General features: G+C 46.2%; 17 protein-coding genes. 7 read left to right on the top strand and 10 right to left on the bottom strand.

Going from position 1 to position 23,689, the window contains the following annotated elements:
• Positions 1–258 precede the first annotated feature (258 nt).
• The 6 genes from GKS34_RS19420 to GKS34_RS19395 form a co-directional block, all read right to left on the bottom strand.
• Entirely contained in the window at positions 259–567 is a 309-nt protein-coding gene (locus GKS34_RS19420; protein ID WP_163386649.1) for a rhodanese-like domain-containing protein, read from the bottom strand.
• A 3-nt stretch (positions 568–570) separates the two neighbouring features.
• Positions 571–2,409 (bottom strand): T9SS type A sorting domain-containing protein, encoded by a 1,839-nt coding sequence (locus GKS34_RS19415; RefSeq protein WP_163386648.1) that lies wholly within the window; start codon positions 2,407–2,409, stop codon positions 571–573.
• Entirely contained in the window at positions 2,409–3,182 is a 774-nt protein-coding gene (locus GKS34_RS19410; RefSeq protein WP_163386647.1) for a PASTA domain-containing protein, read from the bottom strand. The genes GKS34_RS19415 and GKS34_RS19410 overlap by 1 nt, the downstream gene beginning before the upstream one ends.
• A 145-nt stretch (positions 3,183–3,327) precedes the next feature.
• The gene (locus GKS34_RS19405; RefSeq protein WP_163386646.1) at positions 3,328–6,408 is read right to left on the bottom strand and encodes a M43 family zinc metalloprotease; all 3,081 of its coding nucleotides are present in this window, start codon (positions 6,406–6,408) and stop codon (positions 3,328–3,330) included.
• Positions 6,392–6,640, bottom strand: a complete 249-nt coding sequence (locus GKS34_RS19400; protein ID WP_163386645.1) for a NifU family protein — start codon at positions 6,638–6,640, stop codon at positions 6,392–6,394. Before GKS34_RS19400 ends, GKS34_RS19405 begins: the two co-directional genes overlap by 17 nt.
• Positions 6,641–6,643: 3 nt before the next feature.
• Entirely contained in the window at positions 6,644–7,741 is a 1,098-nt protein-coding gene (locus GKS34_RS19395) for an Mrp/NBP35 family ATP-binding protein (protein ID WP_163386644.1), read from the bottom strand.
• A 182-nt stretch (positions 7,742–7,923) separates the two neighbouring features.
• Here GKS34_RS19395 and dnaG point away from each other — a divergent pair, with 182 nt between their 5' ends.
• From dnaG to surE, 4 genes are all read left to right on the top strand, one after another.
• On the top strand, positions 7,924–9,852 hold the full coding sequence (dnaG, locus tag GKS34_RS19390) for a DNA primase (RefSeq protein ID WP_163386643.1): 1,929 nt from the start codon (positions 7,924–7,926) through the stop codon (positions 9,850–9,852).
• Between the two features lie 78 nt (positions 9,853–9,930).
• On the top strand, positions 9,931–11,148 hold the full coding sequence (locus tag GKS34_RS19385; protein ID WP_163386642.1) for a bifunctional 3,4-dihydroxy-2-butanone-4-phosphate synthase/GTP cyclohydrolase II: 1,218 nt from the start codon (positions 9,931–9,933) through the stop codon (positions 11,146–11,148).
• A gap of 84 nt (positions 11,149–11,232) precedes the next feature.
• On the top strand, positions 11,233–11,883 hold the full coding sequence (locus GKS34_RS19380; RefSeq protein WP_163386641.1) for a hypothetical protein: 651 nt from the start codon (positions 11,233–11,235) through the stop codon (positions 11,881–11,883).
• On the top strand, positions 11,883–12,674 hold the full coding sequence (gene surE / locus GKS34_RS19375; RefSeq protein ID WP_163386640.1) for a 5'/3'-nucleotidase SurE: 792 nt from the start codon (positions 11,883–11,885) through the stop codon (positions 12,672–12,674). The genes GKS34_RS19380 and surE overlap by 1 nt, the downstream gene beginning before the upstream one ends.
• A 282-nt stretch (positions 12,675–12,956) precedes the next feature.
• Here surE and GKS34_RS19370 read toward each other — a convergent pair whose 3' ends face one another.
• Entirely contained in the window at positions 12,957–13,184 is a 228-nt protein-coding gene (locus GKS34_RS19370) for a hypothetical protein (RefSeq protein ID WP_163386639.1), read from the bottom strand.
• Positions 13,185–13,265: 81 nt separating this feature from the next.
• Positions 13,266–15,218: a heparinase II/III domain-containing protein gene (locus GKS34_RS19365; RefSeq protein WP_163386638.1), complete on the bottom strand. Its 1,953-nt coding sequence runs from the start codon at positions 15,216–15,218 to the stop codon at positions 13,266–13,268.
• Positions 15,219–15,404: 186 nt separating this feature from the next.
• Between GKS34_RS19365 and GKS34_RS19360 the strand changes: the two genes are divergently transcribed.
• The 3 genes from GKS34_RS19360 to GKS34_RS19350 all read left to right on the top strand — a co-directional run bounded on the left by GKS34_RS19360 (position 15,405) and on the right by GKS34_RS19350 (position 18,239).
• Complete coding sequence (locus GKS34_RS19360; RefSeq protein ID WP_240459374.1) at positions 15,405–16,469, top strand: c-type cytochrome; 1,065 nt, start codon at positions 15,405–15,407, stop codon at positions 16,467–16,469.
• 88 nt (positions 16,470–16,557) lie between these two features.
• Complete coding sequence (locus GKS34_RS19355) at positions 16,558–17,919, top strand: hypothetical protein (RefSeq protein WP_163386637.1); 1,362 nt, start codon at positions 16,558–16,560, stop codon at positions 17,917–17,919.
• Positions 17,910–18,239 (top strand): thioredoxin family protein, encoded by a 330-nt coding sequence (locus tag GKS34_RS19350; protein WP_163386636.1) that lies wholly within the window; start codon positions 17,910–17,912, stop codon positions 18,237–18,239. The genes GKS34_RS19355 and GKS34_RS19350 overlap by 10 nt, the downstream gene beginning before the upstream one ends.
• 1,491 nt (positions 18,240–19,730) lie before the next feature.
• On the opposite strand, the gene GKS34_RS19345 is transcribed toward GKS34_RS19350, so the two are convergent.
• Positions 19,731–21,620, bottom strand: coding sequence for a heparinase II/III domain-containing protein (locus GKS34_RS19345; protein WP_163386635.1), 1,890 nt, complete (start codon positions 21,618–21,620; stop codon positions 19,731–19,733).
• Between the two features lie 281 nt (positions 21,621–21,901).
• Positions 21,902–23,677, bottom strand: a complete 1,776-nt coding sequence (locus GKS34_RS19340) for a RagB/SusD family nutrient uptake outer membrane protein (protein WP_163386634.1) — start codon at positions 23,675–23,677, stop codon at positions 21,902–21,904.
• Positions 23,678–23,689: the final 12 nt, after the last annotated feature.

Raw genomic sequence — 23,689 nt, 5'->3', positions numbered from 1 at the left:
GCCGTAATATCGTACACATTAATTGGATTGTGAACAAATCGCCCTTAATAAGGGGCAAGGGGGATTTACCTACGTAACTATCAATAAATAAGCGCATTAAACAAAGGAGCCATCGAAAAAATCCTCCAGCCCCCTCTAAAAAAGGGGATTTCGCTAACGGTCGGATTTTTAGGTACGTTTCTGTCTTTGCGATTTGTTTCTGGACCTTGTTGTAGCGTAGCAGCCCTGCGCTACCAGAGAATGCGACCTCACGAAATTTCAGTCCTCTTCTTCCAATTCCCGGTAAGCCAGAATACCACCCAACACATTCCTGACCTTCGGAAAGCCTTTACTTTCCAGAAATTGCTTGGCATTACCACTTCTTGCGCCGGAACGGCAGTGGATGATAATTTCTTCTTCTTTATGGGCTTCCAATTCAGTTAATTTGTGTGGCAACTGGGCCAATGGGATAAGCCATGCTCCGAGGTTATCTTCTTCGTATTCGTATACTTCCCGTACATCGATGAAAATAAATTTTTCATTTTTGTCCAGTCTTTCTTTTAGTTCGTCTACTTCTATATCTTCCATTGCCTATCTAACGATTATTCTTTTGGTGACCGCGCGGCCAGCCTGAGTGAATTTAATCAAATACATTCCTTTCTGAATGCCCGTAAAATTAAGCATTTTCCCATTTTTATCTCCTTCCTGAGGGACTTTTATCAGGCGTCCCTGAAAATCAAAGACCTCAATGCCGTTAACCTGCCCACTAATCAACAATCGGTCTTCCACCGGATTTGGATAGATGCGAACTTGCGAATCTATCTCTTCAGGTTCGACTTGCACAGGCGTTTGGCTTAGGTGCGGGCGAATCATCAGGTTTCCGGAGACCTCCTCATTTTGCTGCCAGGAGCCCAGAACATTGAAGTACACTCTTTCGCCGGTATCCCCACTCTTATCCAGACCTACGTACAAGTATTCATTAGAATATTGGGCAAATCCCACATAAAAGGTATCCTGCACCAAAATATTGGTATCAATGGGAAAGTAGGCAAAGGACGCCAACCCGTCACCTTCTGGAATGAGCACCTCTTCCCGCAACAGCGGTTCGTTTTCTAAGGAATCCCACACCATCAACTCAATAGCATTGCCTCTTTGGGCCAGATTGGTAAAGTTTATGCTGATTCCGCTCAGGTAACCCGGGTTCAGCGCCTGGTACTCCAGGGCCAGCATGCCTCCTCTTTGGTTGATGCCGGCTGCATAGTCTGCATGGCCGTTATCATAGGCATAATAATCCCTGAAAGGAATGACTGTACTGATGGTATCGTTTATCCTAAAATCCACCCCTTCATGAAACAGGGTATCCTGCCCCTCAACGGATGCCACCAAAAAATCATCCCCTGCCAGTAATTGCACAAATACCTCCAGGTCAAAAGCATTGTCTGCGATCAGGTCCAGGTCTTCCGGAAGGGTACTGAAAAAATCTCTCCTTTCCCCTGCTTGAGCCACCGGATTGACCGGAGTATTTTGGTCCGGCCTTGCGACCAAGTTTCCGGTAGTCAGGTCCCTTAGCTCCACCGTGTATTCCATGGCCCGAAAGCGATTGCCCAGGTTATTAAATTGATTTTGTATGGTTCCGGAAATCAATTCCGGATTAAATTCGAAATACGGGATGGCATAATAAGGCGAAAAAGGACTTCCGGGAAGTCGGGTAAGGCTACGGTCATTGGTAAACAAATCTTGCTCTTCCCGCCCCTTGTTTAACAATATGTAATCCAAAACCCAGGTGTCAAAGGGCCCCGACAACCTGCCTGAATGAGTAAACTTAAATTGAAAATTTGCATGCTGAAATTCAGGCGGTACCGGCAAAATAGCTTGTTGAAAGCCTTCTGCGCCAAGCTCCTCCCCCCCTTCCTGTGTCCAGGCAGAAATCCAGTTGCCTTCTCCGTCCAAAAAAGAAAGTATGAGGGCATCCTGGGAATCGGGCATCTCCCCTTTTCCCCCAGCCTGCCAGAAGAAACTAATGAACACACTGTTTTGATCTTCGGCATCCAATCCGGAAAGGTCTAGTGGAAGGGATTGCAATTCGTCGCCTTCCCCATTCTCCAAGCGGCTTCGGGAATACGGGTTACCGGCATCATCCATTCCATCGAGGAAAACCATCCCCACTGAAGGGGGGTTATTGCCTATGGTATACGAGTGAATGGCCCCCTTAGACAGCCACTTGCTTTCTGAAATTTTACCAGAAGAGAAATCATCCCAAAACGGTAGGGATGGCGTTTCCTGTTGCACCCTTAACTGAGAAGAAACTGGTTTTTTTTCGGCCTGCCTGAGGGATACGGGTAATTGGCGGAATTGAGCCCTGGATTCATTCTGAAGGGCAAAGCAAATCAGCAGGAAGCAAAAAAAGCCAACTATTCCTCTTTGGGCCATTAAAAATTTATTTCATCGGATAGTTTGGATACCCACACGTCTACGCGCTCTCCGGTTTTCATATCAAGGCCAGGAGGCGGCAACTGTTTTATTACCGTTCCTTTTGGGACCGTGTCCGTTTCTACATAATTGATGGTTCCCATACTCAGACCGGTACCGAGGATCAGGAACTCGGCCTCCACATCATCCATTCCAATGATATTGGGCATACCCACGATTTGATTTCCCAATCCATCTCCGACGACCAAATCAATTTGAGAGCCTTTGGGGATCTCAAAACCTTCCTTGATTTCCCTTCCCCGGTATTTTTGCTCCAATACCGCATTCAGACCTATATCCGGCACATACACAATATCTCCTCTCACCAAGCCATAATTAGCCAGGATTTCCTGTGCATTTTTTAGCGGTGTATTCACCAGGTTCGGCATCCGGACCATGGGAGCGTTTTTGGCATTGAGCGTTACGTAAATTTTTCGATCTTGCTTGACCTTCGAACCGGGTTTCGGGTTTTGCTTCAGAACCTCCAAAGGATCCGCCTCGGCAACAAACCCACTGTCAGGAGTAATTTCCAATAGTAAGCCCCTGGTTTCCAGGTAGGAATTCACTTCTTCGTAATTAAAACCCTCCAGATCGGGCACCGTCACCGATTCCCCATGGTGGGTATATCCCGGCAAATAAATTTTAAAAAAAACAAACAAAAGCGCAAATGCAATCCCCATGATTGCCAAAAGGTGTATGCCTACTTTCTTTAATCCTGTTTTTAATTCACTCATAGTTGGTTGAACCTAATGCTTCTGCGATGTTGAAATATCACTCTAACGACTCCCTATTTACCTGCAAATTACGGTTATATTTTTAGAAGATGCCGAATGAAACTGGTTATTTTCTGATAAAACGCTGTCATAGCAACTTTTGGTATTAACGCAGGATCAATCTTTTGACCTCTGACCAACGGTCTCCCGTGATTTTTATGACAAACACGCCTGGACTTAATAAAGCTTTACTAAAGGAATACGTTTGGTTAAGCGTATTTGGGAAATCCTCCTTATAAGCCATTTGTCCTGTTGTATTGTATATTTCTATCCGGATATCTTCGTACTCTTCCAGTTTAAATACGAGATTAAACAGGTCGTTGGCTGGATTGGGATAAAGAAGCACCTCATTGGCTCCCGGATCCACCGGATCCGGATTATCGGACAAGAACAATTCGATATCATCCAGGTATACGATCGCCTCCGGTTTGGTAACCCCCTCCACTTTGAAATAGAGCCGGACGTTTTCCCTTCCTGCATAGGAAGACAGGTTGATATAGCCTGCTTCAAACTGCTCTTTTGAATCGGGCAAACTGCCCGCAAGTCCGTCCAGCGTTTCCAGTTCAACTCCTGTCACCTCCCATAACCTGTTTCCGCTATACCCTCCATTGGTACTCACCCAAACCGAGAAGGTAGCCAACGATTCCGGGTCAAAACCCAGTCCGGCCCAATTGAAAAACACACTTGCCCGGGAGGTTCCCTCCAGGGAAAATTCAGGTGATGCCAGCCAGTAGGAATTGTCGGATTCCATTCGGCTTACCAGCAACAAGTCACTCTCCCCATTGCTTTCCGGGTACGTATCCCATCCAGGGCGGTTTGACTCCGGATTTAAACTCACCCAGTTATCAAATTCAGTGTCATTGTCAAAATTTGCCCGCCAGGGGCTGGGAATCCGGGTGTTATCTGCAAAGAGGTAATAACTCAATTCATCCGTCGGAGGTTGATTTTGATCGAAATTTGGATCACGCAGTATGTAATCCAATCGGTTTAGGCCTGGACGCAGCGGGTTTTCGTTTTCGATGACAACCATAGCAGAAGTACCTGCTACCAGGGACTCCTCTACTACCAAGGTGTCACGGAAGCTGAGATTCGTCTTTCGGACCACTCGAAATTGTTCAATATCCAGATTACCCTGGTTCCGTATCTGCAACCGTTCCCTTCCAGGAGCCTGGCTGATTATAGGAAGTGGGTTTTCTAAACTTGTCAATGCAAACTCATAGGAAAAAACCTCTTCTTCTTGCACCTCAATATCTTTGATATACAGATTATTTCCAAATCCATTTATGGAAACAAAGGCTATTCGCACATCCGGATTACCCGCGTAAGGAGATAAATTAATGACCTCCTTTCTAAATTGCCCGGATGCATCCGGTATAAACTCGTTTAATGTTGGCGGTTGGGTAGCCAGACTTTCCTCTGTTTTGTTATAGGGAGCAGTTAACAAATCAAATGTATTGCCACAATCCGTTGAAATGGCCACCAACAGGTTTTCCTGCAGGGTGGGATTATTGTAAGGAGCATAGGCCATATTAAAGGAAAGCTGGGGACGGGGAATATCTGTTAGGTCAAATCTGGGACTGATTAAATAATCCAGTTCCCCACTGCCATTGTAATTAAAACTGTTGACATAAAACAGGTCTTGTGGTACCCCATCTACCATTCGGCTTATGGCTTGCCAGGTGACGGCATTGTCCGGGTTTAGGACATCCCAGCCATTATTAGAACTGTGCCCGGGATAATTATAGGGTAACATTTCTTCCCGGACAAAGCTAGCTATCGTTTGAAGGGTATTGTTAAATGGGTTTCCATCCGTACTCCCATTTACCTCCATAATGGATAGCTCCAGGTTGTTTTCCAAACCGGGAAATACCACCGGGTCAAAGGTCAGGTCAGTATGTTCATCAGTGGCTAGATTCACCTCAAAGGATTGACTCGCTTTTACTTCTCCATTCAGAGACAATTCCAGCATGACATTGGATACGGTACTCATCCCCGTATTCCTTACTCTTACCTGTGTAGGAACTTCTTCCGTGCAATTGAATCCTACCGGGGAAAGAATGGTTTCAAGGGCCAAATCCAGATCGGGCATCTCCGGCTCCTGAAGTGCCCTGCTGCTAAGCAGGGAATTTCTTCGCGGACTAAAGGCCAACACCACATCCATTCGTTCTACCTGTCCTTCGGTGAACAAACTCATGCACCTATCCGGTGTGTAATCCATGTAATTCTCAATCATATCCCGGGAATTACAGGTTTGCCTAGGGGTGTTAGAGCAAACCGCATTAAACCCATCCTGAAGCGGCGTATCTTCCACAAAATCATCTTCTTCACAGCCGCCGTCTCCCCAAATGTGCCTTAATCCAAAAAAATGGCCCAATTCATGGGTAGCCGTCCTACCTTCTGAACTTTCAACTACATTCCCGATACTTCCAAAGTGATAGGTATCTACCCCAATGCCATCTAAATCTCTGAAAGTTGGGGGATTGGTCAAGCCCTCAAGCTCGTCTGATACCGGAAAACTGGAATATCCTAATTGCACATCAATCAACGGAAGCACCCAAATGTTGAGGTATTCTTCCGGTGACCAGGATACCATATCCGCAACCAGGGCGGCATCTCTTGAACTATACTCGTTTTTTGGGCCCTGTACCCTGTTAATACCGTTGGTCGGAAGACCGTCAGGTCGTTGTTTGGCCAATACAAACTCCAGATTTGGACTAGAGGCTACGTTTAAGAATTCGGTGGGTGTATTGGAAAAGTCTGCGTTACGTTGCTGAAAATCTTCGTTGATTATACGGATTTGATCCAGTATCTGCAACTCGGAGATATTCGTGCCTTCACCTATGGCCTCTCCCTGATGAATGACATGAATGACTACTGGAATTTGCCTTATTTCATTGAGCATTAACCGACTACCGGCATTTAGTTCTTGAATTTCTTTCTTTTTATCATCGATCCAGTCCTCAAAATATTCCCTGGAACCAAAATATCCCATTTTGTCAGCCTGCTTTTTCTCTATAAAAACAGCTCCACAACGTTCTATATCAACCTGTGAATCCAACGGTTCCAAGCCCTGCCCTAATAGAAAAATGGAAAAACCCAGAAAAAAGAATAGCACTGATACAGTGGTCCGCATCAGTGCTTTAATTTTAGTTACCATAGAAACGATACGATCAGGCGACTTCAACATTTACCGCTTCCACTTTTGTGATCTCTGGAATGGCTTTTTTTATGGCTTCCTCTACGCCTGCTTTGAAGGTCATGGTGGACATGGGACAGGAACTACATGCTCCTATCAACTCTAACTGCAACACCATATCTTTGGTAAGCCCGATTACCTTTACATTCCCTCCATCTGCCTCCAGATAGGGCCGAATGGTATCCAAAGCCGATTCAATCTGATCTTTATACTGTTCCAACATGGGTTATTCTTTTACCTGTACTACCTCTGTTTTACTCATTTCCGCATTGCGGATGGCTATCTGCCTGGCTACATTCTCTGCAAACAAGCCAAATGCCTCGGCTATCAGTCCCTCTTTCATCACTGCCGGGTAGCCACTGTCTCCACTTTCCCTAATTCCTTGTACTAAAGGAATTTCGCCAAGAAATGGGGTATCGTATTTCTCCGCAAGCTTTTTTCCTCCTCCCTCACCGAAAATATAGTACTTATTATCAGGAAGTTCTGCAGGTGTAAAATACGCCATATTTTCCACAACTCCTAAAACAGGAACATTGATCTGGGCTTGTCGAAACATGGTAAGTGCCTTGGTAGCGTCTGACAGGGCTACCTTTTGGGGAGTGGTGACGATCACCGCCCCCGTGACCGGTACCGTCTGAACCATTGTCAGATGAATATCGGAAGTTCCCGGAGGCAGATCGATCAACAAATAATCCAATTCACCCCATTCCACATCCCCGATAAACTGCTTCAATGCAGAACTCGCCATCGGTCCTCTCCATACCACGGCACTCTCTGCCGGCGTTAAAAAACCTATAGACATTAACTTTACTCCATACTGCTCTATGGGTATGATAACGTTCTTTCCGTTTTCTTGTTTTACAGCAGGCTGTTCCCCTTCCACATTAAACATGGTCGGAACAGAAGGACCAAAAATATCGGCATCGATCAAGCCTACCTTAGCCCCGGATCGGGCGAGAGAAACCGCCAGATTGGAAGCGCAGGTACTTTTTCCTACTCCCCCTTTTCCTGAAGCCACTGCAATGATATTTTTTACTTTGGGTAAAAGCGGTGCATTGTCCCGGATAGTGGTCACATTGGAGCTCATCACGATATCCGAAACAACTTGGTCACCAAAAGCCTTTTTCAATGCCTCTAAGCAATTCATCCGGATTAATTCCTTCAAAGGACATGCTGGGGTGGTCAGCACTACTTTGAACCGAATGGTTTGATCGGTTGCTATTTCCAGATCCTGAATCATGCCGAGCGTTACCAGGTCCTTTTTCAGGTCGGGATCCTCTACGGTAGACAAGGCTTTTAACACTTCCTCTTTAGAAATATTCATTCCTTCTAATTAATTTTCCTGCAATCTATAGTTATTCTGCCACTTTTTAAAATAATCGGCCGTGGCAATACAAGGTTCGTTAAATTCAACTTTAGCTGGCTTCAAATAGTTTCTTTTACAGAAAAGATCTGTACTACCGAGTTTCATCGATTAACCGTATCTTTGGGAATTGAATAAAAACCATGGCCATCTCCGATCAGACTACCGAAAAAGTTAGGGACCGCGTTGACATAGAAGAAGTCGTCAACGACTATGTCACCCTGAAAAAGAAAGGGCAAAACCTTTGGGCGTGCTGCCCCTTTCATCAGGAAAAAACGCCTTCATTTTCGGTCTCTCCTGCCAAGCAGATTTACAAGTGCTTTGGTTGCGGGAAAGCCGGCGACCCCATACAGTTTATTATGGATATCGAAGGGATCGGTTTCATAGAAGCCATTCGTCACCTGGCAACCAAGTATGGCATCGAGATCGAAGAAGAAACCCCTAAAGATCCAGAGGCCATTCAGGCATACAATGAAAAAGAAAGCCTGTTCATCGCCCTGAATTTTGCGCGGGAATTTTTTCAAAACAACCTCAATACCGAGGAAGGACAGTCCATCGGTCTGAGTTATTTTAAAGAACGGGGGTTTAATCCTGCTATCATCGAAAAATTTCAGCTAGGGTACGCCCTGGACAGCTGGGACCAGCTCCTTGTGCAGGCAAAAAAATCAGGCTTTGAAACGGACATTCTGCTCAAAGCCGGGCTTATTCTGGAAAGAGAAAACAATCCCGAACACTATTACGACCGTTTTCGGGGCCGGGTGGTATTTCCCATCCACAACCTCAGCGGGAAAGCCATCGCCTTTGGTGCACGGATCTTAACCCAGGACAAAAAGCAACCCAAGTATATCAATTCCCCGGAAACGGCCATTTATCATAAAAGTGATGTGCTTTATGGTATTTACCAGGCCAAACAGGGCATCCGGCAGGAGGATAACTGCTACCTGGTAGAGGGATATACGGATGTAATTTCCATGCATCTTGCCGGGATTGAAAATGTGGTGGCCTCTTCGGGCACCTCTCTGACCGAAAACCAAATCAAACTTATCAAACGGTTTACCAATCAGGTTACCGTACTTTACGATGGTGACGACGCCGGCATCAAAGCTTCGCTGAGAGGTATTGACATGCTCCTGGAGGGGGGGCTAAATGTGAAAACAGTGGTTTTCCCCGAGGGGGAAGACCCCGATAGTTTTGCTAGAAAATCCGGCCAGGCGGATTTTAAGCGTTTTATTCAAACCGAGGCCAAAGATTTTATACAGTTTAAAATTGCGCTTTTCGCTCGGGATGCTGCCAATGATCCGATCAAAAAAGCCGAAGCCATCCGGCAGGTGGTAGCGAGTATCGCAAAAATTCCCGATCCGATCGTTCGCTCAGTCTACGCCAAGGAGTCTGCCAACTTGCTTTCCATGGAGGAAGACATTCTGCTGACTGAACTCAACCGACAGATACTTAAAACCCACCAGAAGTCCTCGGGGCAGTTCAGTAGGGAAACCCCCACACCGCTGGAGGAAGTTTTGCCTGTAGACAGGGAAAAGGAAGAAAACCCTCCTGCCAAAACACTCAAGGAGGAACGGGAGTTGATACGAATTCTGATCAATTACGGATTTGAGAAAGTCTCCAACGAGATGCACCTCTGTGAATACCTTCTGGAAGAAATAAAGGAATTGCAATTTGAAACTCCGGTCTACCAAAAAATTCTGGTTCGCTACAAAAAGGCTCTGATGCAGGGGATCCTACCTAAATTTGACCATTTTTTAAAAATTCAGGATGCAGAAATCAAACAAGCGGTCGTCGATATGATCGCAGAGGGGAGAGAAATATCCCTCAACTGGGAAAGCAGGCATCAGATTTTTACCCGTAAAGAAACGGATGATTTATCCGGAACTACCTATCGCACCTCCCTGAGGTTAAAAAGTGCCTATTTAAAAAAAATGCGCTTAGAGGTAATGGGAAAAATCAAAGATGCGCCCGAATCAGAAGTGGAAGAATTGCTCCAAATTCATATGGAAATCACGCAAATGAAGAACAAAATAGATCAGGAGTTGGGAAATGTGATTCCCTCTAAAAACTAAACTTAAATTTTGGAAAAACGGTTAAGAAGATAATTAATCGTATTTTTGCAACTTGATTTATCGCCTAGAAAGAATAAAATGAAAGATACTATTCAATTGGATCCAATAGAAGACGCCATTGATGCCATCAAAAACGGAGAAATAGTGATTGTCGTTGACGACGAGGATCGCGAAAATGAAGGAGATTTTGTCTGTGCGGCTGAAATGGTGACTCCAGAAATCATCAATTTTATGGCCACCCATGGAAGGGGTCTTATTTGCGCTCCCCTGGTAGAGGACCGCTGTGAGGAACTGGGCCTGGAGCTGATGGTTGGTACCAATACCGCTACTTTTGAAACACCTTTTACCGTTTCGGTAGATTTGATTGGGCATGGCTGTACGACTGGAATTTCCGCCAGCGACCGCTCCAAAACCGTAAAAGCGTTAATTGATCCGGATATCAAGCCCGAAGAGTTGGGCAAGCCGGGCCATATTTTTCCCTTGAAAGCCAAAAGAGGAGGCGTGCTACGAAGAACGGGACATACAGAAGCGGCCATTGATCTGGCCCGCCTGGCTGGGCTGCAGCCGGCTGGGGTGCTGGTAGAAATCATGAACGAAGACGGTTCCATGGCGCGACTTCCGGATCTGGTGCAGGTAGCTAAAAAGTTTGACCTGAAATTAATTTCCATCAAAGACCTGATTGCCTACCGGCTAAAAAACGAGTCTCTGATAAAAAGGGAGATAGGTGTGGAAATGCCCACCGAGTGGGGGGATTTTGACCTGATTGCTTATCGGCAGACCAATACCGACGAGATCCACATGGCCCTGATCAAAGGCCAGTGGGAAGAGGGCGAAACGGTCATGGTACGCGTGCATTCTTCCTGCATTACCGGGGACATTTTTGGTTCCTGCAGGTGTGATTGCGGACCCCAACTGCATCAGGCCATGAAAATGGTGGAAGCAAATGGCAAAGGCCTGGTGTTATACATGAATCAGGAAGGCCGCGGCATCGGTTTGATTAACAAATTAAAAGCATATAAATTACAGGAAGAGGGGATGGATACCGTGCAGGCAAACCTGGCACTCGGTTTTCCTATGGACAAGAGAGATTATGGCGTAGGTGCCCAAATTATGCGTGACCTGAATGTCACGAAAATCAAGCTGATCACTAATAATCCCACCAAAAGAGTGGGCTTATCGGGATATGGGCTGGAAATCGTGGATACCGTACCGTTAGAGATTAATTCGAATCCCCATAACGAGCGTTACCTGCAAACCAAACGGGATAAAATGGGCCATCAGATTCTGAAAAAGTAAGCCTTAGCGGCGTTTTCGTTTCCCCCTATTCAACAAAAGCGACTTCAATTACGTATCAGGGATAGAAACAAAACCAACTCGGTCATGAAAAAATCAATTTATTCACTGCTGTTTGTACTATTGATGTCCTCTGTAAGTTTTGCCCAGGAGTTTCCTTCCCAGGTATGGCATGAAGGGCAAGTATTTTTAAATACCGGAGAGAATTATCAAGGAAAGGTGAAATACGATCTGGAAACGAATATTGTCCAGGTGCAGTCTAATACCATCGAAACCTTCAGCTCTGCCTCCATAAGCCATTTTGAGATTTACGATGAAATCTATGGCGGCATCCGTATTTTCTACAGCCTCCCTTATGCGTTAAATTCCGATTACAAAACGCCGATTTTCTTTGAGTTGCTAACAGAAGGAGAAGAAATCACCCTACTATGTCGTGAATTTATCACCGTTGACAACCGGAATTTCAACACGATGGGTATGCGGGGAATGTACATGAATCCCATGTGGGGAATGCCTATGGGAATGGGCTTTAATCGGCTAGACTTCGATTTTTATTTCCTTCAGGATCAGAAAATCTATAAATACAGCGAGAAAAAGCGGGAATTGCTGAACGATTTTATGGATGACAAATCTTCCGAAATGAAGCTCTACATGCGTAAAAATAAACTTTCCCACGACAAGCGCGGTGACCTGCTCCGGATAACGGCCCACTACAATCAGATAAAAAGAAATTCTTAATGACAAAACCTTTAATTTTAGTATCCAACGATGATGGGATTACCTCCAGAGGTATCCGGGTGTTGGTAGACGTGATGAAGCAACTTGGGGATGTAGTAGTGGTTGCACCGGACAGTCCACAATCAGGCATGGGGCATGCCATCACCATTGGAAACACTCTCCGCCTTTCGGAGGAGGAAATTTTTCAGGATGTGATAGCTTACAAGTCCAGCGGAACCCCTGCCGACTGTGTTAAATTAGCCAAGCATTATGTATTAAAAGATAAGAAGCCTGATCTTATCGTCAGTGGCATCAACCATGGCAGCAATACTTCCATCAGCGTGCTGTATTCCGGAACCATGTCTGCTGCGATTGAAGGAGCTATCGAAGGGTATCCTTCCATTGGGTTTAGCCTCTGTGATTACAGTTCCAACGCAGACTTTTCTCACGTAGAAAATTACGTATACGAAATTGCCAAACAAGTACTGGAATTTGGCATACCCAAAGGGGTCGCCCTGAATGTCAATTTTCCACCAAAAAGGAACGAACCGCTGAAGGGCATTAAAATATGCCGGCAAGCCAGGGCCAAATGGCAGGAAGATTTCGAAGAACGCTATGATCCCAATGGTAGAAAATACTTCTGGATGGCTGGTAATTTCGTGAATTTTGACAAAGGAGAAGATAACGACGAATGGGCCATTGCAAATAATTACGCTGCCGTAGTTCCTTGCCAGTTTGATATGACGGCGCATCATGCCATCGCCCAAATCAACAATGACTGGGACTGGGAAAATCTGAAGGCGAGTTTGTAAGATTTTTGTGCTTTGATTGGAAGAATGCGCTGAATCCGCTTCCTGCAAGGCGACTTTTGATTCCTGATCAGAGTCGTCTACGAGGACAAAGACCAAATTTCCGGTATCCGGATCAAGAAAGGCCGAAGCTTGCGCTGTTAACCAAATCAGAGTGAATAACTTTGGCCAGAGATGGTCTGACTTATGTTATTCAAATCCCCTAAGTAGTTCTCTCCCTCCTTACCAAAGAAATCTATTACCTGATTGGAACTGCCTGACCGGTTGTGTTCACTTTACAAATACTCAGTTTGGCCAGCCTCCGCAATGTCTATTTGGGTATCCAGGCCAATTTCCTACAAATTGTCCGGACCAGGCGTCGGATGCCCCAAAATGATCCATCTCCTGATACCGAATCCGGGGGTCCAATTTCAAGGCATTGATTTCGGTTTCCGGGTTGTCCGGCGGCATACCCACAAAGTGAACGCAGGCAACCGAAAAGCACAATAAAAAGAAAAGCACCCTCTTAGGCATCTTAAGAAAACTTAAATGAGCTAATGATATCAGAAACAAGAATTATCCACACCATGGTCAGTGAAAGGATCTTCTTTCATATTATTCCCTGGAAATTTCAAATTCAATTTCGCCATTTTGCTCTGGGTTTTTGTGTTCCAAATTGATCCGGTATATACGGTCACCCCATTTTTGTCTCACGCCTTGGTCTTCAGGTTCGGTTAAGGCTATCTTTTCTACAGTAACATCCATTTTATCCGGGTCGTAGGATACCAGAAAGGGCCGTTCCTCACCGGCCGTGTTCTTGAAAGGGATGCGGATTTTTCCCGGACTGACCACAACGGCAGGATAGACCGTCATCAAGTGTTGTGTAAGGCTTCCACTGTTACTCATCTGGTATTGATCCGTTACCGTCACCCGTTTTCCTCGGTCCAGCCTTAAGGTCCGATTCCAGGATTCGATTCCGGCATTTTCCGGATAGGCTTTCGAAATATCCATCTCCAACGTACTTCGGTTTTGACGGGCATCGTAGCTGAGGTTGCTGGCTCTGTACTGACTTCCCGGAGATTGTGCATGGCCGTTTATACTTGGCAAATTGTGGTAGTCGGAACGGTTGTACCAGATCGTGTACCGTTCGTCACTAAAGGTTTTGCGGGTATAGGTACCCCTTCCTACGTCTATCAGCAGAGGAAGCCCATCATAAAACACCACGTAATTGCCAATATCATTGTGGTTGTGGCTTTCATCGTTGTGTCCTCCCTTAGCGGCAAAAAAGAACCCGTCCGTACTACCTTCCGTATCCCTGGCTACCATCACCTGAGTATCCGGAAGCCAAACGTCTTTGGGTAATGGAAGCCCTTTTTCCGCTTGCCGGAATTCTTCCTGCATAAAAAGCTCAAAAAATTTCCGGAAATAATGAAAGCGAGGTAGGGAGGCTGCATCTTCCTCGCGGTAAAAGGCTCCAAAACGCATCATGTCCGGATCTGCTATGGCTTTTCCGTAACGGTAAATCATTGATGCTGCCATATCGGGCTGGGGATCGGCATCAGCAAAATTGAGAAAATAGTCTTCGCTGATTTGGGCACGGTAGATAAATTTGCCCATGTTCTTTACTTTCTGATCCTCGTATACATACTGAAAGGACCCATCCGTAGCCAGATTCAGTAGTGAAATATTGTCGAACAAGGAGGCCGCAGCCGCTCCCCAATAGCTCGGTCCCTCGTCACAACCTCCATCTTCCGGATAGGGAGTCAGGAACTCATCCAGTACCTCCATGGCTTTATAAACCAGCGCAGCTCGTTTTTCTTCATCATCTTCCAGTAACAGGGCGGTATTGATCCAGTTGGAACAAATCCAGGGATTCCAGTTGTTGGGCGGCCGGCCGTTTTCATTGGCGGCCATCCAGCCATGGTGCTGATTCATCAGCGGTTCAAATACTCGTTTGTTGGTTTCATACCGAATTCGTTTTCGAATCTGCGGAGAGATTTCATCAAACTTTTCGCCGAGAAAATAGTCGGCCCAGGCCAGGTAGGTGGCCGTTTCGGCTACAAACAAGTCCACAAAGGGCTTGGAAACGTCCATGAGTCCTGAATATTCTTCGGTCTTCGGCAAATGAGCCGGTACCCCCCAAAAAGACTCCTCACAAATAGACCAGATACCATTAATGATGGGGTCAATGAAACGGCCTTCGTTTTCGGCAATTTCCGCCAGGATCATGCTGCCCAAAACCCGGCGCTTTTCGAAGGTGATGGCCTGATATTCGTTCCTGTCACCGGTACGGTCGATCAGCAGGGATTTGGTGGCTGGAATGTAAGGCCATTCATAATCGAGGTTTTCGTTGGCAAACTCCAGGTAATGCTGCAACAAGTCCTGATCCGCCTCCTGCCAGGCAGACCTGTCTTCCAGCGAAGGAAACGGCTGCCATTTGGATAAGGGAATCAATACTTGAGACAATTCTTCTTCGGTGTAGGTACCGCTGATCAGTTGCTGAGCCTTAGTTCCGAAGGCGAGCATTACCACCAGTATCGTTAGACACCATTTTTTACCAATATTCATCGTGCTTTGGGTTTAGGCAAATCGGGTTTTAGTTCATCCACGCCAGGTCAAACCCTAGATGGATGTTTATTATTTGGAATCTTAATATACAAATTTCTTTGTTGCAGGAAAGGCATTTGTGTGATACAAATCACTTTTTAGGGCTTAGGGGAAAGGTAATTTTGTGAAAGGTAAAAACCAGTAAAAGTGAAAAAAACATCTCAATCCATCCTACCCCTAATACGAGGCCTTTTCGGCTTGTCATTCCTTGTATTTATGTTGACCCTTTTCGTAGGTGCCTTGGTTATCAGCCAGTGGACTCTTTCCGGTTCGTCAACACCTGATCAGGATCTCCAACAAAGGGCAGCTGAGAATAAAACACCTCAACTGCCGGATACCCGACTTATTAAAGATGAAGGGATATGGACGGCTCCAGACTGGAGCACAGTGGACTCAGAACCCAATGCGAAACAAATCGAGTATGGTAAGGAACTGATCGCTCATACTGCCGAATACCTGGGTCCTGAAGGCAAGGTGCTCCGGATTTCCAATGGAATGAATTGCCAGAATTGTCACTTAGAGGCCGGAACCGTGCCTTTGGGAAATAATTTCGGGGCTGTTGCCGCCACCTATCCGAAAATCAGGGGACGTTCCGGGCTTTCCGAGGATATTCCCAAACGGATCAACGATTGCTTTGAAAGAAGTTTGAACGGTCGGGGGTTGGAGCCGGAAAGTGAGGAAATGCAGGCGATGGTAGCCTACATGCAGTGGCTAGGAAAAGACGTCCCTAAAGGCAATAAGCTTCCGGGAGTAGGTATTTATGACATTCCCTTGCTGGACAGGGCAGCCGATCCGATCCAGGGGAAAAGTGTCTACGAGCGTCAATGTGCGAGTTGTCACGGGACCGAGGGCCAGGGCCTGAAAACTCCTTCGGGAACAGCCTACCTGTATCCCCCACTTTGGGGGCCAGCCAGTTACAATCAGGGTGCCGGTCTGTACCGTTTGTCCCGCTTTGCCGGATACGTCAAAGCCAATATGCCTTTGGGCGCCACCTACAAAAGGCCACTACTTACCGACGAAGAGGCCTGGGATCTGGCCGCCTATGTCAATTCCATGGAAAGGCCCTCTAAAGAGCTTTCTGGCGATTGGCCGGATATTTCCAAAAAACCAATGGACCACCCTTTTGGGCCCTATGCAGATCCATTTTCAGAAGAACAACATAAATACGGCCCCTTTCAACCCATTCTGGCGGCAAAAAATGAAAACAAATGAAATCGAGCATGACGGAAAACGTCACACAGTGGGATGATTATAAAGCATGCGAGATTCCTTATGGCCGCTAAAAGACAATTATAAACAGATGAAAAAAGTCATTTTTACCCTGATTGGTAGTTTTATGTGGTTATCAGGCTTTGGGCAACAAGACTCTACCCTTTGGAAACCCGAACTAAGTCTCGGCCTTCGTTCCTATTTTATGAGCACCTCCTATTGGGAGGATTACAAAGAGGACTACGCCTGGGGACAGATGGCGCGACTGTCCGCACGAACCTTGCTACCACATCGATTTCAGGTAACTGCCGAATACATGGGGGTTCTTAGGGTGCTAAGCTCCGACCTCCAGGCGCTGGACCCCCGGGTCCCGAATTTAAACCGCTACGAGGCCGGTTTATTTGATGTAAACAATCTGGATAAACGTGTTTTTGGCAAAATCGGCAACTTACACTTGGATTACCTGCATACCGACTTCCAGGCCAAGTTGGGTCGAATGGAGATCAATACACCCTTTATTAATGTCCAGGATGGCCGTTTAAGTCCCACGTTTGTGGAAGGATTTCGCTGGGATTTTCAGCCGATACCTGAGATAGCCATCACCCACCACCTGATCTGGGGTGTTTCTCCCCGATCCACCGGAAATTGGTTTAATCTCGGGGAAAGTATCGGCATGTACCCGGTTGCCCGGGATGAACTAGGACAACCCTCCGCCTATTTTGGACATACCCAAGTAGATTTAGCGCACGTATTGGACCTGAAAATCAACCTGGAACCAAGTTCCACACTACTTTTGAATCACACGCTGGTGCAAAATATTTACAGTACTTACCTGGCCCAATGGGACAAAACCTGGGAGCTGCCGGACAGCTCGGTAAAAGGAATCACTGGGCTGCAAAGTATCGTTCAACACGGCATAGGAGATGGCGGCAATGAAGAAATTGCGCTTCGCTACAAAAATCCGGAGGATTTTAATTGGATTCTGAGTGGAAGGATCGGCCTCAAATCCAAAAGAAGCCTATGGCATGTAAATTACACCAAAATGGGGGGAAATGGACGCTTTTTAAGCCCTCGGGAATGGGGAAAAGATCCATTCTATACCTTTATTCCACGAGAGCGAAACGAAGGATTGGAAAGCGTAGATGCGGTGACTACGTATTTTCAACATGCTTTTCCAGAGAAATCCCTTCAAGCGTATAGTTACCTGGGCATCTATTACTTACCAGATCCGGCCAATGCCAAACGAAATAAATATGCCCTTCCAAGCTACGCACAGGCAAATCTAGGGCTGCGGTACGCGCCCAAAAAATGGATAGAAGGCCTGAATGTACATTTGATACTCATGAGTAAAACGGCACTGGATCAAAAAGACCTCCGACCCGCCTGGGTGTACAATAAAGTCAACCTATTTCATGTCAATGCCATACTTAACTATACCATCCCATGGAAATAATGGAAGAGCTAACATTGAAAAAGTACCTAAACGAGAATTCAGCCGTTCTCCTATATTTTTTTGGGGAAGGATGTGGAGTGTGTCAGGCATTGTATCCGAAAATCAAAAAATTAATTACGGATGAATTTCCGAAAATTGATTTATTGAAGCTGGATGCTGGACACCACCTGAAAGTGGCTGCACAGTTGCGGATGCTATCGGTTCCAGGAATTTTGCTTTTCATGGAAGGAAAAGAAGTTTTGCGAAGTAACGGTTTGGTGAGTATTACCGATATACAAGCGCACATTGCCCGCCCCTATGCGTTTTTATACGGAGAATAAACAAAAAGAAAGGTCCATCCCGCATGGCCCGAACAGCACCGCTCCGCGGAATTTGTAATTCCGTGGGGCAGATCGGGGGATTTGTAATCCCCGGACGTGGCCGTAATCAGGATTGCAAATCCTGGTTATCTGTGGTTCGACATTGCAAATGTCGAACAGCTCAGCTCCGCGGAATTTGTAATTCCGTGGGGCAGATCGGGGGATTTGTAATCCCCAGGCGGATACGTAACCAGGATTGCAAATCCTGCGTATCTGGGGTTCGACATGGCAAATGCCGAACAACTCGGCTGCGCGGAATTTGTAATTCCGTGGGACAGATCCGGGGATTTGTAATCCCCGGATGGATACGTAACCAGGATTGCAAATCCTGAGTATCTGTTGTTCGACATTACAAATGTCGAACAGCTCGGCTCCGCGGAATTTGTAATTCCGTGGGACAGATCGGGGGATTTGTAATCCCCGGGCGAATACGTAACCAGGATTGCAAATCCTGAGTATCCTGGGTTCGACATGGCAAATGCCGAACAGCACCGCTCCGCGAAATTTGTAATTCCCTGGTACAGATCGGGGAATTTGTAATCCCCGGATAGATACGTAACCAGGATTACAAATCCTGAGTATCTGGGGTTCGACATGGAAAATGCCTAACAGCACCGCTCCGCGAAATTTGTAATTCCCTGGTACAGATCGGGGGATTTGTAATCCCCAGACGGATACGTAACCAGGATTGCAAATCCTGAGTATCTGTTGTTCGACATTACAAATGTCGAACAGCACCGCTCCGCGGAATTTGTAATTCCGTGGGACAGATATGGTGGATTTGTAATCCCCGGATGGATACGTAACCAGGATTGCAAATCCTGAGTATCTGGGGTTCGACATGGCAAATGCCGAACAGCACCGCTCCGCGGAATTTGTAATTCCGTGGGGCAGATCGGGGGATTTGTAATCCCCGGATGGATACGTAACCAGGATTACAAATCCTGAGTATCTGGGGTTCGACATGACAAATGCCGAACAACGCGGCTCCGCGGAATTTGTAATTCCGTGGGGCAGATCGGGGGATTTGTAATCCCCAGACGAATACGTAACCAGGATTACAAATCCTGAGTATCTGTTGTTCGACATTACAAATGTCGAACAACTCGGCTGCGCGGAATTTGTAATTCCGTGGGGCAGATCGGGGGATTTGTAATCCCCGGATGGATACGTAACCAGGATTACAAATCCTGAGTATCTGGGGTTCGACATGGAAAATGCCGAACAGCACCGCTCCGCGGAATTTGTAATTCCGTGGGGCAGATCGGGGGATTTGTAATCCCCAGACGAATACGTAACCAGGATTACAAACCCTGCTTATCTGGGATTCGACATGGCAAATGTCGAACAGCATGTATCGTACGCTCTAATATTCCCTTATACCACTTATATGGTTCCCTATTTTTTTTATTCTCGGTGTCTAAGTATCAAATCGACTCAGCCTCCCATTCCTTACAAAGCCTCTAACTTCACTTTCAAGGTGGTTTCTTTTTCCAGCACCCAGGCAGGAATTCGGATTTCAATACGCTTTAATCCATCAATTTGCCTGTCCAATGCCAGCGGCGCGGGATCAAGAGAAACGACCGAAACCATTAGATCTGGATGGGATAGGTTTTCCAATTTCACCTGTTTTCCGTCCTGCGTCAGGATTGCTCCGCCAGGAACGATTTCAACCTCCGCCTGCGTCATCAGTTGCCAGGTAATCATTTCGGTGTTTTCATTGATGACCAGCTGATCCTCTATCAGCAAGGAACGATCATCAGGTCGCACAAATTTCCGGTGAGCCTTGTCTAAATCACCTCCAAAAACCGGTGTCAAATCAAACAAGGCCTCCGGCTGAGGTCCCTCGGAGAAATTTTCCAGACTGGCAAACCCCTCGTTTACATGAAGTTCGCCATTAACAGTAAGGGTACTGTGTCCGTAATTATTCTTGGTCAGCAGGGTCCAGCGCTCGCAATCCTGGCACCTTCCCCAAAGGTCAAAGCCCGTGGTTTCCAGTTCGTTGTAGGGTTGGTTTCCTGGATCAATTACCCATCGGACCCCGTTTATTTCCCAAATAAAAGAGCCTGCGTCCATATTGCCATGGCTGATGGTGGCCTTGCCTCCTTTACCTCCAAAATAATAGGCGTTGGGAGAGTCTGAATCGTCCCGGAAAATGGCTATCGGATTGGAGCCGTCGCCTTTCCAGGCAGTAGGAAGACCTTCCTCCGACGTTGCTTCAAACTGTGCCAGCCAGACCAGCCCGGCACCGGCTATGCGGTGCAACTTACCCATCTCCGCTGCTGGCTGCAGGAATTTTTGTTTTTCAATGTAAAGCGGGTTTCCGGTCTCGGTACCAAACCAGGCAAGAATAATATCTCCGGCTTCACTATGTCGGTCTCCGCAATCAGCATAATTGTAGTACCAGCCAGAGGGTGCAATGCTTAATTTTCTAAAATCGGCACTGGCTTTAAAAGCCGGGTATTCGGCGATTCCAAAATCGGTTCCAAACGCCGATTCCAACATGGCGGAAGTTAAAACCGAAAAGGCAGTACCATAACCCCAGTAGGTGGAGCCTTCCGGGTAAACCCCATCCGGGCCATATTCCGCCAGCGCATGGGGCATGCCGTCCAGTGACCGCGAAATGGTCTTGGCAGCCAACTCCGGATCCTGGTCAGCAATCATTATGGAAGCAGCGATCATGCCTCCGTTACAAACCTGGTTCCAGTTGTTTGTTCCATTTATCCAGCCATGATTTCCTTCCCAACTGGGCTGAATGCCTTTTTCTATCAATGCCTTTTTTGCCAAATCCACGGTCTCGTTGGGCAGGTCCTTTCCTACCCAATCGATCGCAAGTGCTACGGCGGTAGCCATTTCTGCAACATCCAGAAAATGAGAGGGATTCCAGTCAGAAAAGTTGGAAACGGCCAGCAGTTCTTCGTTCATTTTGTCCAGGTACTTTTGATCGCCGTCGATTCGGTAGGTGATCCCCAATACGTTCATTCGGTGCAGCATGTCCCGTGAGGTCCCCAGCAGCCTTCTCCCCACCATGTTGCGGGTAAGTACCGGTTCACCCAAAACGGATTCGGCATTGGCTTTAACTGCTTCGTAGTAATTGGCCACCATCGGATCCTGTTTGATCTCTCGTTTCAGGTTTCGTTCCCAGGCTGGTGTGAGTGCCAGTTTAGGGCTGGATTTTCGCAGGTTGCGCTTAATGTAGCTCACTGTGATGGGGTTTTCCAGTTTGGGGGGATCTTGTTCCAAACGGACAATGGATCCATTGGCTGCTTCTACAGCAGGAACCGGTCCTGTCAGAAGCCCTGCAAACAAAACAAGTAATAAAAGTAATTTTGGGTTTTTCATAGCCATTTTATGGTTTTACAATCATTCAACATGGGTTTCATTAAGGTAGGAAAGGTCCAGGCAAAATGGTGATTTTGGGTAGCAAAAAACAAACTTAGCCGTTTATTTTGGTGCTGATGAAAGGTAATTTACATTTTTATGCTATCTCTACCAGCCCATTTGTGTAATATAAAGAAAAAAACCTGCCAACAATTATCCGGACACAAGCTCCGGGATAATTGTTGGCAGGTTTCATTTAATTTAGTAGTCAGAGTGTTACTGACGCCTTAATAAAAACCCAATTAGTTATAGCCTGGATTTTGTTCCAATTGTGGGTTTTGAGCCAAATCATCCAGTGGAAGGGGCCATAAATAATGCTTGCCTTCATCAAATACTGGATTTTCCCAATCGGTGCCCTTGTAAACATCGATATACGTATTTCCGTTGTCAGGATCGACACTTGTCTGTATGGCAGCACCGGCATACCTTGCCTCAGCTTCAGGGGTCCATCGGATACCCAAATCAGGACTTTCCAATTTCTTACCTTGCTTCCAACGCTTCAGGTCATTGTATCGGAATCCTTCCAAAAACAGTTCAACCCTTCTTTCCCTTCTGATCTCCACAAGTAATGGAGAGATGCCATCATCGGCATATCTGGGATCCATGGGAGGATTTAACTCCAAGTGAGGCATATCCACCCGGTCTCTAAGTAGGTTGATACTCATATCCAGGTCGGCTTGCGTAATTTCACCCAATTCGGCTTTGGCCTCTGCATAATTCAGCAAAACTTCAGCATAACGAAGAATTATACCTGGTGTTTCAGCTGTATTGTAAGCTTTTCCGATCATATCATCCGCATTGTAATGTTTGACGATATGGTATCCGGTGGTAGTGGTATAGCCTCCAGGCATGCCTACAATTCGAGGGTATTCCCTTCCATCATTCACATGATACTTATATTTTTCCGTATCATCCGGATGAAGGATCGTTTGTCGTAAGCGTGGATCCCGATTCACAAAGACATCTTCAATAGTCTCATCCCCCTGATAAAGGGGGGATAATGAAATCGGTAATCCATCTGTTGTAAGGTAATCTTCTACCAGACTTTTGGTGGCACCACCGGTATAACTAAAGTAACTTTGAACGTGGTTGGTATAGATTCCCAACTGGTACCTTCTCCATACCATCACCTCAGGGTTACCACTTAAATCCAACACTCGATGAAAGGCATTGTAGTCATTTTCCGGATCTCCAGTATTATAAATGGCATACGGGCCGTTATCCATGACTTCTTTCGCCGCATCGGCAGCCGCACGTAACCACATTTCGGGATTGGAACCTCCATGGTATTTTCTCCAGGTACCTTCAAACAGGCAAACCCTTGACATAATCGCCAAAGCGGCCCAACGGTTCAATCGACCAGGTTCGTTGCCATCTCCCCAATCATTAGGAAGGTGAGTGGTGGCAAATTCCAAATCAGCCAACACATTGTCCATCGCCTCTTCTCTCGGTGTTCTGGCCGCAAACAATTGCTCATCATCAATATTAAGCTCTTGTTCCACCCAGGGCACATCGCCAAATTTTTGTACTTTTTCCGCATAGAACCAACCTCGGAAAAGGCGTGCTTCACCAATGTATTTATTTCTAACTTCCTCAGATATAGCTGCTTTCCCGTAATTTTCAAGACCTATATTAAGCGCCCTTACAAAATTCCAGCCAGTATAACCAAACCATTGCGCGTCGTTAGGGACAATTTGTTTTCCCGCTCGTACTTGTTGGAAAAACAGGTGCCGCTCATGCCTCGGAGCCAAATTATCCGTAAATTCATCCTGAAAGTAATAACTATAGCGGTGGCTATCAAATCCACCATCATGAGCCATCATAATAGGAATGGTATTGTCATTCAATGACATATGGTAAAAGGTATTGTTATACGTGGCCAGGTCATTTTCTGTATTCCAGAACGTCTCGTTGCTCACTTCATCTAAAGGATACCTTTCCAGGAATTCATCGTTACATGCTGACAGCATCAGTACCAAAAGGCACCCTATGCTTCCTATAAATTTATTGCTTTTCATAGTATTTTCGGT

The sequence above is a fragment of the Cyclobacterium jeungdonense genome, from assembly GCF_010994275.1.
Lineage (GTDB): Bacteria > Bacteroidota > Bacteroidia > Cytophagales > Cyclobacteriaceae > Cyclobacterium > Cyclobacterium jeungdonense.
The sequence above is the reverse complement of the archived record's forward strand: the minus strand, read 5'-3'. Positions and strand labels throughout refer to the sequence as shown.